Source organism: Pectinatus haikarae, assembly GCF_015732185.1.
Taxonomy (GTDB): domain Bacteria; phylum Bacillota; class Negativicutes; order Selenomonadales; family Selenomonadaceae; genus Pectinatus; species Pectinatus haikarae.
The window spans coordinates 1-15,342 of sequence record NZ_WIQM01000005.1 but is presented as its reverse complement, the minus strand read 5'-3'; the positions used below and the strand labels follow the sequence as shown (position 1 = coordinate 15,342).

Annotated in this window: 15 protein-coding genes; 5 read left to right on the top strand and 10 right to left on the bottom strand. The window is 36.0% G+C overall.

All coding sequences use genetic code 11. From position 1 onward, the window contains the following. Positions 1-57: 57 nt before the first annotated feature. From I6758_RS03580 to I6758_RS03570, 3 genes are all read right to left on the bottom strand, one after another. Entirely contained in the window at positions 58-1,113 is a 1,056-nt protein-coding gene (locus I6758_RS03580; RefSeq protein ID WP_196603708.1) for an IS30 family transposase, read from the bottom strand. A gap of 105 nt (positions 1,114-1,218) precedes the next feature. Then, the gene (locus tag I6758_RS03575) at positions 1,219-2,058 is read right to left on the bottom strand and encodes a recombinase family protein (protein WP_330998016.1); all 840 of its coding nucleotides are present in this window, start codon (positions 2,056-2,058) and stop codon (positions 1,219-1,221) included. Between the two features lie 12 nt (positions 2,059-2,070). Beyond that, positions 2,071-2,673, bottom strand: coding sequence for a recombinase family protein (locus I6758_RS03570; RefSeq protein WP_196603838.1), 603 nt, complete (start codon positions 2,671-2,673; stop codon positions 2,071-2,073). 182 nt (positions 2,674-2,855) lie between these two features. Here I6758_RS03570 and I6758_RS03565 point away from each other — a divergent pair, with 182 nt between their 5' ends. Beyond that, complete coding sequence (locus I6758_RS03565; protein WP_196603837.1) at positions 2,856-3,992, top strand: HipA domain-containing protein; 1,137 nt, start codon at positions 2,856-2,858, stop codon at positions 3,990-3,992. Between the two features lie 53 nt (positions 3,993-4,045). Next, positions 4,046-4,906 (top strand): Fic family protein, encoded by an 861-nt coding sequence (locus I6758_RS14870; RefSeq protein ID WP_196603836.1) that lies wholly within the window; start codon positions 4,046-4,048, stop codon positions 4,904-4,906. 347 nt (positions 4,907-5,253) lie between these two features. Here the strand turns inward: I6758_RS14870 and I6758_RS03555 are convergent, their stop codons facing one another. Continuing rightward, positions 5,254-5,511 carry a type II toxin-antitoxin system YafQ family toxin gene (locus I6758_RS03555; protein ID WP_432748930.1) on the bottom strand — a complete coding sequence of 86 codons (258 nt, stop codon included), beginning with the start codon at positions 5,509-5,511 and terminating at the stop codon, positions 5,254-5,256. Then, a complete protein-coding gene (locus I6758_RS03550) occupies positions 5,498-5,773 on the bottom strand; it encodes a type II toxin-antitoxin system RelB/DinJ family antitoxin (protein ID WP_196603835.1) in 276 nt (91 codons plus the stop codon). Before I6758_RS03550 ends, I6758_RS03555 begins: the two co-directional genes overlap by 14 nt. Before the next feature lie 107 nt (positions 5,774-5,880). Here I6758_RS03550 and I6758_RS03545 point away from each other — a divergent pair, with 107 nt between their 5' ends. Continuing rightward, positions 5,881-6,051: a hypothetical protein gene (locus I6758_RS03545; protein ID WP_196603834.1), complete on the top strand. Its 171-nt coding sequence runs from the start codon at positions 5,881-5,883 to the stop codon at positions 6,049-6,051. Between the two features lie 412 nt (positions 6,052-6,463). Here the strand turns inward: I6758_RS03545 and I6758_RS03540 are convergent, their stop codons facing one another. Next, complete coding sequence (locus I6758_RS03540) at positions 6,464-7,672, bottom strand: MFS transporter (protein WP_196603833.1); 1,209 nt, start codon at positions 7,670-7,672, stop codon at positions 6,464-6,466. Positions 7,673-8,197: 525 nt separating this feature from the next. Here I6758_RS03540 and I6758_RS03535 point away from each other — a divergent pair. Next, on the top strand, positions 8,198-9,103 hold the full coding sequence (locus tag I6758_RS03535; RefSeq protein WP_196603832.1) for a LysR family transcriptional regulator: 906 nt from the start codon (positions 8,198-8,200) through the stop codon (positions 9,101-9,103). A 380-nt stretch (positions 9,104-9,483) separates the two neighbouring features. Beyond that, positions 9,484-10,662 carry an arabinose transporter gene (locus tag I6758_RS03530; RefSeq protein WP_196603831.1) on the top strand — a complete coding sequence of 393 codons (1,179 nt, stop codon included), beginning with the start codon at positions 9,484-9,486 and terminating at the stop codon, positions 10,660-10,662. Positions 10,663-10,694: 32 nt separating this feature from the next. Here I6758_RS03530 and I6758_RS03525 read toward each other — a convergent pair whose 3' ends face one another. The 4 genes from I6758_RS03525 to I6758_RS03510 form a co-directional block, all read right to left on the bottom strand. Next, a complete protein-coding gene (locus tag I6758_RS03525) occupies positions 10,695-11,831 on the bottom strand; it encodes an ABC transporter permease (protein ID WP_196603830.1) in 1,137 nt (378 codons plus the stop codon). A 14-nt stretch (positions 11,832-11,845) separates the two neighbouring features. Further along, a complete protein-coding gene (locus I6758_RS03520; protein ID WP_196603829.1) occupies positions 11,846-12,949 on the bottom strand; it encodes an ABC transporter permease in 1,104 nt (367 codons plus the stop codon). Positions 12,950-12,958: 9 nt separating this feature from the next. Further along, positions 12,959-13,963, bottom strand: coding sequence for an HlyD family secretion protein (locus I6758_RS03515; RefSeq protein WP_196603828.1), 1,005 nt, complete (start codon positions 13,961-13,963; stop codon positions 12,959-12,961). A 220-nt stretch (positions 13,964-14,183) separates the two neighbouring features. Next, positions 14,184-15,185 carry an IS30 family transposase gene (locus I6758_RS03510; protein WP_196603827.1) on the bottom strand — a complete coding sequence of 334 codons (1,002 nt, stop codon included), beginning with the start codon at positions 15,183-15,185 and terminating at the stop codon, positions 14,184-14,186. Positions 15,186-15,342 lie beyond the last annotated feature (157 nt).

Sequence of the window (15,342 nt, the reverse complement as noted above, 5' to 3'; positions counted from 1 at the left end):
ATTATAAAACGTAAATTGCAATAGCAAATTGAACACTTTGGTAAAATGCCGATGATCTCAGGCAATATAAAGTTTATCGAGAAAAGCGTCGAACAATTCTTCCGGTGTCTGGTAGGCAAGTCGCTTGCGCGGACGGCTATTCAATTCATCGGCAAAATGTAATATATCTTCATAAGTATATTTCTCAATCGAAACGCCCTTTGGAATATATTGACGCAAGAAGCCGTTGTGCCGTTCATTTACTGGTCGCTCCCAAGAGGAGTAAGGATGTGCATAATAAACACTGGAACCCCAGGCTTCAATCTTGGAAAATTCCTCGAATTCAGAGCCATTATCGGTTGTAATGGTTTTGAAAACAGAACTGAAACGCTCACCATATTCAGCGTGTAGTTCTTTCATCGCAGCCATGACAGACTCACTGTTTTTACCAGGAATGCGAATAGCCAGGTAATTGTTTGTAACACGCTCAATCAGAGTTAAAACAGCAGCTTCTCTGCCTTTTTTTCTGCCAATCACCGTGTCAGCTTCCCAATGGCCGAATTCCGTGCGTAAATCTACGATGTCAGGACGTTCGTCAATGCTGCGACCTTTCAGACGTTTATGCTTTCGGGTTCCTTTTTTGTTTTGCTTTCGCTTTAGAATTTCAGGCAGCTCGAACAGCGATAGCGGCAAATTACCAGCAGCCATTTCGTTATATAGGGTCTTCGTGCATACCATTTCTTTATCAGCAAAGAGCTGGTGCAGGCGCGCATGACCGACGCAAGCGTCTAACGACCACTTTTTTGCCCTAACTTGCGCAACCACCCACTTAACAAAATCTGAGCAATGTGTGATATAATGCGGCCTTTTGCACTTCATTCGATTCATTTCATATACTGCAAGACCTCGTTTGGCGCTGTACTCTGGTGTACGTCCTCTATGGCTTTTGCGCAGCGGTGTACCGCGGCGCAATTCATACATGATAGTACTTGGCGAACAATTGATTTCTCGGGCGATTGCCCGCAGAGAGTATCCTTGCTTGTTTAGTTGCTGGATCGCTCCGCGTTCTTCCCGTCCCAAATGCTGACCACGTTTTCGTTCAGGGAATACTGTGATATAATTATGGCAGTCCATAGTGATTGTCTCCTCTTTGGTTAATGGTGCTGTGAGAACTCCATTTTACCATTTAAAGAAAAGTCACTGTGGACTTTTTGCTAACTGTTCATTTTCATTTTACAATCAACCTTTAATTATAAAATTTTTTTTTGATACTATTATGCTCTCGAGAAAGGTATCTATAATTTCTCTTAACTGACTAACTTTTTTACCTTTCTCAATAAAGGATCTTACCAAATTAATTATTTGTTTTTTTGTTGGCACAAAATTATCAGAACTTTTAAATTTGTTTATTTGCATGTCAATATTATTAAGGCGCGTTTTATTTGCTAAAATTCTCTCGCGTATTATATCTCCGGTTTGTCCATCTTCAGCTAAATCAAGCAGATTGTTAATTTTACCTGTTATTTCGTTACGTTGTTGTTCGAGTAATTTTTTTTCTCTATTATCTCCAGAAGATATTATATTGATTCGTTTTTGTACTTCAGTGGTAAGCAGAGGGATTAGTTTAGGATTTAATAATTGAATATTTATATAATTTAAAGTGGCAGTTTCAAGCCACTCTTTTTTGATTCTTATTCCTTTGCATCCATTCATTGTTTTATTGTTATTGCAACAGCGATAATAAGAATATTTAGTTCCTTTGGTTGATATAAATGTACCTCCAGTCATTCGTGATCCACATTTTGCACAAAATACTTTACCTGTTAAATAATAAGGAATTTTAGCTTTAAATTTAGCCGTTGCATGTTTGTCGGTAAGCATGCGGGTTTGAACTTTATTCCATATTTCCTGTGAAATAATAGCTGGCATACCGTTTGGAATTTCTATCATATCGCTTGAATCATTCATATGATTGTTTCTTGTATGCAATTTCCCACCTGAAACACGTCCAAAGGTATATATTCCTATATATTTTTTATTACGCAAAATGTCATATAAACTGTTTTTGCCAAAATGGATACCGCGTTTAGTTCAATAGCCATTTTGATTCAATTCTGTAAGGATATGATTATATCCAAATCCGGCAGCTCGAAGTTTAAAGATCAAGCGCACAATAGGCGCTTCTTTTTCATTTACAATATATTTAAGATCTGGCCCAACGTCATAACCTAAAGGTGGAGTACCACCATTATGGCGTGCCTTATATGCGTTTTCCCTCTGCCCTTTCAATGCTTCCTTAGCTAGATTACGGCTATAATACGCAGCCATACCGACCATTACAGTTTCCATCATTTGACCTTCTGGACTGCTATCTATGTTTTGAGTGACATATTCATAATGCACTCCATATTTTTGTAATTGTGCCTTATTATAGTAGTAATCATATTCATTACGTGCATTACGATCAATTTTATGAAAAATGACTGCGGAAAACATACATGACTTAGCATCTTTAATAAGTTTTTGAAAAGCCGGCCTGTGATCATTAGTGCCGCTAAAGGTTTCATCACAATATTCATTAATGATACTATAACCCTTATTATAGCAATATGCTTTAGCCGCACGTAATTGAGCTGTGATTGATTCTTCTCTTTGATTGTTGGATGAATATCTTGCGTAAATTGCAACTTTCATAAAAAATAGTTCCTTCCTTAAGTTAATAGAAATATGATTGTATTAGAGGTGAGTGATATAAAATAGGATGTTCATTATGGACATCCTATGAAAAATATGCGAGTATATAATACTCAATGACTTTTATAGATATCTTTTAATTTTTGATTAATAAAGAAATTTTAATTTTTAAGGGGTATAAAATGGAAATTATACTTATGGATAAAGAAATTCCTGTAATAGAATTAAATATAAATAATATATCTGGCCGCATAAAAGAAATTATTAAAATATATAATGAAGAATATTTACCATTACCAGTTAAATATCAAACCGATAAAGAATACGCATTAGAATCCTGGATAAAGTCTCGAAGTATTTCAACTTCTCGACAAGATTTATCAGTTTTATTAGAAGCTGCAGATGTAGAAACTGCTAGCGCACTATCTCTTAAAAACTTAGGATTAAATCTATCTGATCAGTATTGGTATAGACCTAAAGAAGCTGATATAACTTGGAAACAAGTTAATTTATTTGACAATCAATTTAATACCCAAGGTTTCTCATCTTCAGATGATATGCCATCATCATATTCTCCTGATATGAGTTCTAATGGAGAACTTAGAAAATTTTGGACCATAAAAAATAATAAGCGCTATCTGTATAAAGAAAGTACAGCTCCTTATTATCAGCAAGCCTATAATGAAGTTTTTGCGTCGAAATTGCTATCTAAGTTAAATATCCCTCACGTTACGTATAAATTAGATGTTTTGAAAGATAAAACATATAGTGTTTGTGAAACATTTATAGATCATGACACAGAGTATGTTCCGGCGCTGTACATTCGGAATGCTTGTAAAAAAAACAACAATGAAAATGATTATAAACATTTTCTTCGTTGTATGAAAGTGTTAAAAATACCTTGTAAAAGGGAATCTATTGACACAATGTTAGCATTCGATTATTTAATTAATAATAATGATAGACATTATGGTAATTTTGGTTTTATAAGAAATGCAGAAACATTAAAATTCATAGGCTTTGCACCTCTATTTGATCATGGTAATAGCCTATGGTATAAAGATATAACTAAAAACATGAAACTTAAAAGCCAGGAGGCAAAACCATTTAGAAGTTTACACGAAAATCAAATTAAGTTACTAGAAGAATCTACCATATCTGTAGAAGATATTACTGAAAAAAATATTACTGAAATTGCCCATGATGTTTTTGAAAAAAATTCACTTATTGATAATGAACGTATTAGGCGTATAATATATAATATTGATTTTCAGGCACAGCAGTTAAGGAAAATAATGACAAATTCATTTAGACGGTAATATATTTACTTTTTTAAAAAATTTTCGTTAAAAGGTTAAAAGAAGGTATAAACGTGAAGCAGATATGTAATTTGGATTTAGCTAAGTATAAAATAGAAAAGGAACAAAATATTATACTCGCCAAAAAATACTTAGTTTCTTCAATATATAATACCGCAAAAATAGAAGGTTGTAATGTCACTTATCCAGACACGCAGACCATTCTTGCCGGAGCGGTCATAAATAATGTTTCCGTGGATGATATCCAAACGATCTTAAATTTACGCGACGCTTACAGGTTCATAATTACCAGCATAAATACCCCTTTCTCACTAGAATATGTTTGCAAAATTAATGAATATGTTTCCCGCAACGAAAGTTTGCAATGGGGGGTACTAAGAAGTGGTGATGTAGGCGTCGGTGGTACAGATTGGAAACCAGAAATTCCTGATAAAAAAAACACGGAAGAAAAGATTAAACGAATACTGGCATTAAACAATCCGATAGACAGAGCTTTAGAATATTTTTCATATGCAGTGAAAAGCCAATTGTTTTGGGATGGGAATAAACGTACTTCTATAATAGCCGCAAATAAAATTTTAGTAAGCAATCAATGCGGTATACTGAATATCATGCAGGAAAACATAGCGGAATTTAATAAAACTTTACTATATTATTATAATACCAATGATAACCATCCACTGCGAAGATGCCTTAAGCGTTCAATATATTCGATAGATAAGGGATTTAACATGATTAATTATTATGCTGCGGAAACTGGACTATTTATAAAAACAGCAAATAAATTGCTGCGTGAGGGGAAAAGCCTCCATGATATAAAAGAATTTTTCAAGAAGTTTGTCTTAGATGATAGACAAAATGACGAAAAAAATAAGCTGCTGGAATTGCTTAAACCATTTAGCAATGGCAGATAAAACAGCATTGACAATCCCCACGCCTAAAGGCTGGGGATTCTTGGTTTGACAACCATTGCGCATCCACAGAAGTATCTGCGACTTATACGATTTCCCCAAGCGTAAATTTCCGTGTATCCCACGGTCCCTAGGCTAGGGGGGAGAACCTGCGTCAGTATATTCTTTACCGCGTTTATATCGCGATTATGATGCGTCCCACATTGTGGCAGTCCCATTTGCGGACGGACAGACTTTTAATCAGCAATTTCTGCTATCCTCAGCAACCGCAGATCTGGATGGACGGATATATGCACATGGACGCAGGGCAACACGGATGCGCTGTTCGCAGACAAGCTTATGTTAGCTCACTATGACTGCCCGTACGAGTTAATGTTAAGGTTAGCTCCCTCATCTATCCGGTATATTAAAAGCCAGTCAGGTTGAATATGGCATTCACGAAAACCTTTGTAATTTCCGATCAAGGCATGATCCTTATATTTGCTTGGAAGAGACTTCAGCTCAATCAGAAGTTCAAGAACCTTTTCAAGATAGGCTGGATTATATCCACGTTTCTTTATTTTTTTAAAATCCTTCTTAAAAGCAGTACCATATTCAATTTTCAGCATTTAAATCGTCCATAAGTTCTTTTACAGTGTTGAATTTTTTGCTCATGTTGCGATGATTTACAACGTCATCCATGGCAGCCTTAGTCCTTGCATTATAGGAAGGATTAAGTGATAAATTAAAAGGGATTCCCTGTTCTCTCACTACGGTTTTAGCAAAGATAGTAAACGCTGCGGTTGTTGTTAAACCTAAAGAAGAAAATACTTTTTCGGCATTTTTTTTAAGATTTTCATCTATTCTAATGTTTAAATTAGTATTAGCCATAAGATAAGCACCTCTTTTTTATTTATATTATAGCTTTTTATTTATCACATTGTCAATAAAATTATAAACAATGTCATTACAAAAGACTTCCAATGAAGGAAAAGGGCATGAAGAAATACAACGATTATATCCAGACAGTAATACGCTACTTATCACGAAATGACGAGCTGCGTACATATTTACAAAACCTTGAGGCTGATAAAGCTGCAAAGGAAGAAATGCTCAAGACCATCATACACCCGATCACAGCGCAGTATGTTCTAGGAGCAGCGACTTAAGCAAGGTCGAGCAGGAGACAGCGCGAAAAGAGAAGCTGCAGCATGAAATTGTCGAGCTGAATCTCAATATCACAGAAATCTGGACAGGGTGGATCGAGCAATGCAGCAGCTTGATGCCGAGTCGCAGATCATCTTGAAGGGCCGGTGGATTGAGCGCGATTCATGGGGGCACTGAAATATAAAGACCAGCCGAAGAAAACATGATGAAGCTCTGCAGAGCATGGCAACAGCTGTATTCGGGCCGAAAGCGGTCCCTGAACAGCTGTCTTTCGTGTTTTTCAAGTAACCTGTGGATAAATCGTTGTTGCCGAAATGACCCTTTTACGACTTTTTTAGGACAAAAGACGATCCTTTTTCAACCTATTTTTTACCGAAAACCGTGGTATACTAAGCTTATAATTCAATAATGACATTATTGAATATTAGAAGTCTTTGCATCAACTTGCTCTTTATTTTTGGATGTACTTCCATGTAAAAAATAATATAAAAACATACAAATAATAACAACGATAGCTAAAGCTTCATATAGTCCACGAAATTGAAGAAATGGGATAATAGTTCCTAATAAAAGTGGACCAAATCCTACACCTAAATCCATGAAGATAAAAAAGGTCGATGTAGCTAACCCTATTCGATGGCTTGGTGAAATATTAATAGCAATAGCCTGAGCACAAGACATGTAGGTTCCAAATCCCAGCCCAATAAAAGCACCAGCTGCTAAAAGAAGAAATCCTTGATGAGTTTGACTAAGTATATAAAGGCCAATAGCAAATACCACAAAGGATGGATACATCACAAAATTGTCCCCTTTTTGGTCAAACAATCGACCTGTAAATGGCCTGGATGCTACAGCAAATACCGCATAAACAAGAAAAAAGAATTTCCCAGCCTCAATTAAATTAATCTCTTTTTCAAAGGAGGTAATAAAGCCGAGTATACTTGAAAAACCAATACTAATAAAAAAAGTAATAATCGCAATCGGAATTGCTTTGCGTTCGAAAAAATTACCTAGTGAAAAGCCTTGCATTTGCTTTAGTTGTTCTTTTGTTAATTTAACTTCAGGCACTACTAAAATAAATGTTGCTATACAACTTACAGATAGTAAAATAGCACCTAAAATTAAATTGTTATCTAAGTTTCCATTTTGATAAAGGTAAATACCTAAAAATGGACCGATGGCTGTACTGAGAGTGACAAACATTGCATAATAACTGGTACCTTCTCCTCTTCTTTCAGCAGGAACAATTTGTGCCATAATCGTTCCTGTTGCGGTTGAAGCAACTCCAAACCCTATACCCTGTAAGAAACGTACCCCAAAAAGAAATAATAAATTAACTGTTTTTAGATTTAGCAGGGTAGAGAGTAAAAAAAGAATTAGCCCAAAGTAAAGTGCTTTTTTCGTCCCTAGTCGTTCTATTGATCTACCGACGAAAAGACGTGCAAAGAGCGCCCCTAAGATAAAAATACCACATGCAAATCCCGCGTCACCTAATGAAGCATGTAAATTTGTCATTGTATAGTCAGCAATTATTACCATTGTCAAATAATATGCCAAATTAACAAGAAAACAAATTATGCAATCTATCACAAAAGCTTTGGTCCATAGTTTTGATTTATTCATTTTTATCACCCTTAATATTATTAAACTGTCTTATTATTAAAAAGCAGCTTTAAATCAACTTTTTCAACTTATTCATTGGATAATTATAATTTCCCCTGATCGGTATTATCTGTTTCGTTAAATTCATTTTTCCAAGCTTTTTCATAGCTGAAAATTTTCAACGAATATCACACACATTGATTGAGCAGCAACCTTTATTCCGGTGTTAGCATCATACTAATATCTGGATTTTGTTTTACTGGCATATACATTGGATTGTTAAGATTTAGTTGGATAATTTTTATAAGAACAATTGCCTAAATTTTGCCGTTTTTAAGTCCAAACCATCATAGGCAACTAAAATCACAGAATACAACATTTTTTCACAGCCTTTCATTTATATCCGCTTATAGTGCAGCATTGTTCCCATACTTCTTTAAGATTTTTGAATATGTAACAAATATAATTATAATATTATTTATTAATAAATAATATTATATAATTAATTATGAAATCATTCTTTTAAAGCTATTAAGGAGATATATTATGGACTTAATTCAATTGAAATATTTTCAAGTTGTTGCTCAATTAGAAAATGTAACACGTGCAGCAGAAGAACTTCACATTGCGCAACCTTCACTCAGCAACACAATCAGACGGTTAGAGAAAAGTATAGGAGTTCCTTTATTCGAACGCCAAGGAAGGCGAATACGGCTAAACCAGTTTGGTGAAGTTTTTCTGCGAAGAGTGAAACGCATCTTTGATGAATTGGAGCAAGCCAAACGTGAATTGGCGGATATGGTAAGCCTTGAATGCGGAAACGTCACAGTGGGAGCTACTATATCTCAAATATTCCCAGATCTTTTCGGAAAATATTTAACATATTACCCGAACGTTAAATTTCGTCTTATTCAAGTTGCAGGACGCCTAGAAATACCACAGCAACTTATCAATGGAGAATTTGATCTCTGTATTTCTTCTCTGCCAATTGAACAACCTATTGGTCAATTTAAAATTCACCGTGAGCCTCTGGTAACTGAGGAAATTTTTTTGGCAGTACCAGCAAACCATCGTTTAGCTATGCGAAATAGTATACAACTCAGCGAAATAGCTGATGAATCATTTATTAGCCCACCAAAAGAAGATGGGCTTAGAGATATTACAACTGATTTCTGCAAACAAGCGGGATTTGTCCCTAATATAGTTTTTGAAAGCAGTACTACTGAAGTAATATGTAGCTTAGTAAGAACTGGTCTCGGTGTTGCTTTTCTTCCCGCGTTTTGGTTGAATGAAAAAAGTGCCGATTCACTTGTTAGATTACATATTAAAAATCCTTCTTTACAGCGAACAATCTGGTTATCATGGGTGAAGGATCGTTACTTACCGGCTGCAACTCGTAATTTCAGTAAATTTATAATTAATTATTTTTCACAAGTTGAGATTAATAAATAACTCACTTGATTGTTATAAAGAAATTAAGTTTGAAATATAACATGTTCTGTATATAGGTAAAGCTTTGATATAATCTCTATCTTTTTCCTGCTCCACAACACAAATTATTTTATACTATCATTTTGCGAATATATGTGGTAATATAAGTATATAATAACTAAACAAAAAATTTCAGTATCAGCTTACCACGTATGATATTAAGTTTATATTTTATTACTTTTAGTTTACCAGTTAAAAGATAAATATTTATTATTAAATTCAATAATAAAAAATTTTATAGTAAGCGTTCACGTCAGCCAACGCACTTTCTTACTCAATGTTTTTTTGAGGGGAAAGTGCGTTTTTTGTCGTTTAATATGCTGCTTATAAGGAGAAAAAATATGTTAAAAATATCTTTGAAACAAAATCTCATAAAATTGGGGATCGCTTTCTTTTTCACTTATTCATCTGTGGCAATAGCATTGCCGGTCGTTTCCATATTTGTGAAAGAGAGTCTAAATCTCTCCAATTGGTTAGGCGGTTTTGCTGTTGGCGTATCGTTCATTTCAACAATTTTTTCCCGAAAATATGCCGGGAATTTTGCTGATAATAAGAGCAGCAAAAAATGTTTTATTCTGGGTTTTATTATCTACATGTTTGCAGCACTCATTTGCATGGGAGCTTCAATATCAAATTTGGGAGTTATAGTGTCATTCATGATCCTTATTGTAGGAAGATTACTGCTCGGCATAGGAGAAAGCATGTCGACTGTGGGTATCACGGGTTGGCATCTATTACAGCTTGGTCCTGAACATTCGGGGAAGATACTTGCTGTCATGGGAATGGCTATGTATGGGGCATTTGTATTGGGCGGACCTATGGGACTTGCACTCTATAAAGCGTTCGGTTTTAATGCGGTGATGGCGGTATCGTTTATAATGCCAATTATAGGTATTATGCTATTTAGAACAGCTCCGGAAATTAAACCTCAGAAGTTCACCAACAGAACAAAAAAATCATTTTGGGGACTTTTAAGTCTAATATGGAAACAAGGAGTGACAATAACACTTCAAGGCATAGGGTTTGCTGTATTAGGCGCTTTTATATCTCTTTATTTTCAAAACCAAGGCTGGCCGTATGCCGGTGCAGGATTGTCATTATTCGGTCTCGGTTTTGTAATAAGCCGTATTCTTTTTGGTTCATTGCCTGATAAAAAAGGCGGAGTGAAAGTTGCACTTGCCTCTCTCATTGTTGAAGCATTGGGTCAGGGCTTGTTATGGATGGCGCCGCACTACGCACTTGCATTATTGGGAGCCTTATTGACCGGATTAGGCTGCTCAATGATCTATCCAGCTATGGGCGTAGAGGTCATAAAGAAAGTTAGTCCTGCACAACGCAGTACTGCATTTGGCGGATTCTCGATGTTTCAGGATATAGCTTATGCATTTTCGGCACCCATTGGTGGTGTCATTGCTGATAGATTTGGTTATTCTTCAATTTTTCTTCTAGGTTTCATAGCTGCTATTACCGGTATTGCAATAGTTTGCAGCATGATAGAATACAAATACAATGAATATTAGTGTAAAAACAGATTGAAACAGGCTTATAACAGTTAATACTGCATTTTTAACCGAATTTTTTTAAATCTTCTTACCGTTAGGTAAAAAGCGCTTATTCCATATATAAGCAAGATAAGAATATCAGTAAAAAAATGGGGAGTGTGACCTGAAAGTATTATATTCCGCACAGCTGGCGCAAGATAACTAAGCGGCAGGATGGCAGAAATGATCTTATTAAATAGCGGCATAGCAGCAATTGGAAAAGTGGAGCCCGAAGACATAAAGATAGGAACGGCACAAATAATGCCTATCTGATAAAAGTAAAACATAGCTTTAAAAAAGGAAATCAAAAATGCACCCAGGGAAGTAACGGTAAAGACCACTATTGCTCCTAGAAGTAATAATTTGAATATGTTACCGTGAAATATCGTTCCGGTTATAGCTGTGGCAGCCACTATAAGCAGACTATAGTAACAAAATCCCATAAGCCAAAAAGGCAGTAGCTTTCCGGCTATAACGTATTTTTCATCAAATTTATTATACTTTTGTGTATTATATTCAATTAGAATAGAACCTGATGAACAGAAAAATAATGCCATATGAAAAGACATCATTAAGAGACAATAAACAAAATAATCGGTGTAATTGAGAAATGGATTATATAATATCCTATTTTGCATTTGAACAGGAGAAACCATATTTTGTGCTTGTTCCAATTGATATCCTTTTTTTAATAATAGTGCTGTTCCCATATTTTGGGATAAGTTATTTATTATATTTTCTGCGTTGATTACCGCACTGCTCCCCACCATTATATTTGTTTCATCCATTTCAAATAAGACAGGACTTGACATGCCGGCACCTATCTTTTTCATGATATCAGGAGGAATATCCACCGCCGCAGCAGCTGTTTTATTTTCCAAATAACTTTTCATTTCTTCCTGTGAGCTGCAGTAACCAACAACAGAAAAATATTCAGAGTCTTCAAATGACTGATCTATTTTTCGGCTGGCTTGCGACTGGCTTTCATCATAAATGACCAGCGGAATACTGTCAACGGAATGTTTAAGAAACAAATTATTGAATAATATAAAATAAGCAAGAGGAATAATAAGCGGTATATAGATTAATTTAGGAGCTTTTGATATCATCCATTTAAATTCTTGAGTGGCAATCCTAATAACAATCATCTAATTTTTCTCCATTAATCATTATTTTTTTTATTATTCCGCCGACGGCAGACAAATACAGTTGCGATCATTAAAACTATTCCCGAAAGATAGAGAATGATGCTATTTTTATATAAATCATTGGAAAATCCAATGAGCATGATATCACGAACAGTATCTGCGGTATATGTCATTGGCAGAAACCGAGAATATATATACACAAACATTGGCTTGGCGATATCCGGCCAGGTATAACCGCTATATATAAATGAGGGCATTATATATAGCAGGACAAGAGGAGAAATAGGCTGGCGATGATTTACGGCTAAGGCAGAGATGAAAAAAGCAAAATTGCATATTACAAAACTAAACGCACTGTATATTAATAATATATCCATAAAATTACCACGCATAGCTATATTAAAAAAATTTATACAGATAACACTGCCAATGCTTCCGGCCAATATGGATAAAAACCAATATAATATCAGTTTACCCGTAATAATAGTAAGCAGGGAATAAGAAGTCCATAAGGTTTTTGAATCAAATTCCCGTACGAAAGCTAAACAGGCAGATAATAATAGACTTATCTGAATGCTGTTAGTCACAAGACCAGGTAGTATGAATGATGAATAGGAAGATGTAGGATTATATAAAATACGCGTACTGAAATTTATTGGCAGATATGTGCCCGGTTCCAGAATTTTTGAATTATATGTGGAAATTATTTCTGATGCATATAACTGTACTGTATTAGGATACATTATATTCACCGCATTTATTTCCAGCAAGACACTGCTCTTTTTCTTTGCTTTGATCTTTTTTGCAAAATCGATAGGGATTTCCAGCGCAGCGCTTGCATTATCATCCGCCAAATGATTTATCATATCTTCTTCATTGCTCACTATGGCGATTACGTCAAAGCGTTCAGAATCAAAAAATGATTGAATCAAATTTCTGCTGGCTGCTGACTGATCCTGATCGTATATCACTATTGGCACATTTTTTAAAGTTTGATTTGAAAACATCAGGCCAAAAAAAATAGCATAGAGGATCGGTGCATACAATAACACACAACCGTATTTATTTTCAAAAAAAAGATAGGAAAATTCTCTCATAAAAATAGCAATTATTTTCATATTAAACCGCTAACTCGCAATATGAAATTGCATGCCAGGTTTAATTTGATCTGAATTGACCTGTATTTTTACGTTGAAAGTGATGATATCCTGACCACCTCGTTCACTTGTAGAACGATAGGTAGCAAATTCGGCTTTTTTACTGACATCAACTATTTTTCCATTCAATTTCAAATTGCCGCTTCGGTCTACCACAGTTACCTCGTTGCCAATTGTATATTTAGGCAGATCAGTTTCTTTGACTTTCATATTGATCCAGTTTGACAAAGGGTCTTGCACAGAAACAATAGGCATTCCTGTCGACATCATAGTTCCTTCATCTACATATTTACTACTTATTATTCCATCAAATGGTGCACGTATTTCTGTTTCATCCAGAGAGATCTCAATTTCCTTTAATGCTGCTTGAGCCTGCTCTATTTTTTCATCTATATTCTCCTCATCGGCCTGATCTACGTTTTTCTGCAATAAACCTGCGTTGCTGCTGTCTAGGTTTGCTTGAGCCTGCCGATATGCTGCAGCTGCTTCTTCCAGTTTATTGCGATAACTGTCAACAGTTTGTTCCGATATGGCATTTGCTGACAAAAGTGAACTATAGCGGTGAAAATCACTTTTGGCTAAAGAAAAGTCTGTTTCTGCTTTTTCCAATTGAGCATTTGCATTTCTGGCAGCAGCCTCTGTTGTTTTTCCCTGCAACAGCGTATTAAGCGAAGCCTGCTTTTTCTGTGCTTGCAAGGCTTTGATATTTGCCTTTGCCTGGATTATCTGAGCAGCAATATCCCTTTTATCTATACGTGCCAAAACTTGTCCCTTTTTCACTTGCTCACCTTCACTTACCAAAAGCTCCACAAGCCGCCCCGGTATTTTTGAGGTAATATCAACCTCCGTCGCGTCGGACCGTCCCCAGAGGGTTTTATTATCTTCGGCATCATAACCGCAGCCTGTAAAAAAAACAATGACTGCCAAGCATAAAAATATAAGAGCAGACGAATAATACCCGCATGTTTTCAACATATAAAACCCCTCCCTATTATTATAAAGAACATAAGCAATATCATATCAAATAATAATAAATATGTATAATACAAAAATAAGCATCAATTAATATATTTTATGTATTAATCGATGCTTATTTTTGTTCTAAATTTATTTATAAACAAAGAGATATATTGGAAAACATAATGTTCGTAAATTGCAATAGCAAATTGAACACTTTGGTAAAATGCCGATGATCTCAGGCAATATAAAGTTTATCGAGAAAAGCGTCGAACAATTCTTCCGGTGTCTGGTAGGCAAGTCGCTTGCGCGGACGGCTATTCAATTCATCGGCAAAGTGTAATATATCTTCATAAGTATATTTCTCAATCGAAACGCCCTTTGGAATATATTGACGCAAGAAGCCGTTGTGCCGTTCATTTACTGGTCGCTCCCAAGAGGAGTAAGGATGTGCATAATAAACACTGGAACCCCAGGCTTCAATCTTGGAAAATTCCTCGAATTCAGAGCCATTATCGGTTGTAATGGTTTTGAAAACAGAACTGAAACGCTCACCATATTCAGCGTGTAGTTCTTTCATCGCAGCCATGACAGACTCACTGTTTTTACCAGGAATGCGAATAGCCAGGTAATTGTTTGTAACACGCTCAATCAGAGTTAAAACAGCAGCTTCTCTGCCTTTTTTTCTGCCAATCACCGTGTCAGCTTCCCAATGGCCGAATTCCGTGCGTAAATCTACGATGTCAGGACGTTCGTCAATGCTGCGACCTTTCAGACGTTTATGCTTTCGGGTTCCTTTTTTGTTTTGCTTTCGCTTTAGAATTTCAGGCAGCTCGAACAGCGATAGCGGCAAATTACCAGCAGCCATTTCGTTATATAGGGTCTTCGTGCATACCATTTCTTTATCAGCAAAGAGCTGGTGCAGGCGCGCATGACCGACGCAAGCGTCTAACGACCACTTTTTTGCCCTGACTTGCGCAACCACCCACTTAACAAAATCTGAGCAATGTGTGATATAATGCGGCCTTTTGCACTTCATTCGATTCATTTCATATACTGCAAGACCTCGTTTGGCGCTGTACTCCGGTGCACGTCCTCTATGGCTTTTGCGCAGCGGTGTACCACGGCGCAATTCATACAGGATAGTACTTGGCGAACAGTTGATTTCTCGGGCGATTGCCCGCAGAGAGTATCCTTGCTTGTTTAGTTGCTGGATCGCTCCGCGTTCTTCCCGTCCCAAGTGCTGACCACGTTTCGTTCAGGGGATACTATATGTGTATAATTATGGCAGTCCATAGTGATTGTCTCCTCTTTGGTTAATGGTGCTGTGAGAACTCCATTTTACCATTTAAAGAAAAGTCACTGTGGACTTTTTGCTAACTGTTCATTTTCATTTT

Coding starts and splice junctions, on each gene's coding strand:
- I6758_RS03520 (WP_196603829.1), bottom strand. CDS start 12,949: ATGAAAATAATTGCTATTTTTATGAGAGAATTTTCCTATCTTTTTTTT.
- I6758_RS03580 (WP_196603708.1), bottom strand. CDS start 1,113: ATGGACTGCCATAATTATATCACAGTATTCCCTGAACGAAAACGTGGT.
- I6758_RS03515 (WP_196603828.1), bottom strand. CDS start 13,963: ATGTTGAAAACATGCGGGTATTATTCGTCTGCTCTTATATTTTTATGC.
- I6758_RS03545 (WP_196603834.1), top strand. CDS start 5,881: ATGAAGAAATACAACGATTATATCCAGACAGTAATACGCTACTTATCA.
- I6758_RS03570 (WP_196603838.1), bottom strand. CDS start 2,673: ATGAAAGTTGCAATTTACGCAAGATATTCATCCAACAATCAAAGAGAA.
- I6758_RS03535 (WP_196603832.1), top strand. CDS start 8,198: ATGGACTTAATTCAATTGAAATATTTTCAAGTTGTTGCTCAATTAGAA.
- I6758_RS03525 (WP_196603830.1), bottom strand. CDS start 11,831: ATGATTGTTATTAGGATTGCCACTCAAGAATTTAAATGGATGATATCA.
- I6758_RS03550 (WP_196603835.1), bottom strand. CDS start 5,773: ATGGCTAATACTAATTTAAACATTAGAATAGATGAAAATCTTAAAAAA.
- I6758_RS03555 (WP_432748930.1), bottom strand. CDS start 5,511: ATGCTGAAAATTGAATATGGTACTGCTTTTAAGAAGGATTTTAAAAAA.
- I6758_RS03530 (WP_196603831.1), top strand. CDS start 9,484: ATGTTAAAAATATCTTTGAAACAAAATCTCATAAAATTGGGGATCGCT.
- I6758_RS03540 (WP_196603833.1), bottom strand. CDS start 7,672: ATGAATAAATCAAAACTATGGACCAAAGCTTTTGTGATAGATTGCATA.
- I6758_RS03565 (WP_196603837.1), top strand. CDS start 2,856: ATGGAAATTATACTTATGGATAAAGAAATTCCTGTAATAGAATTAAAT.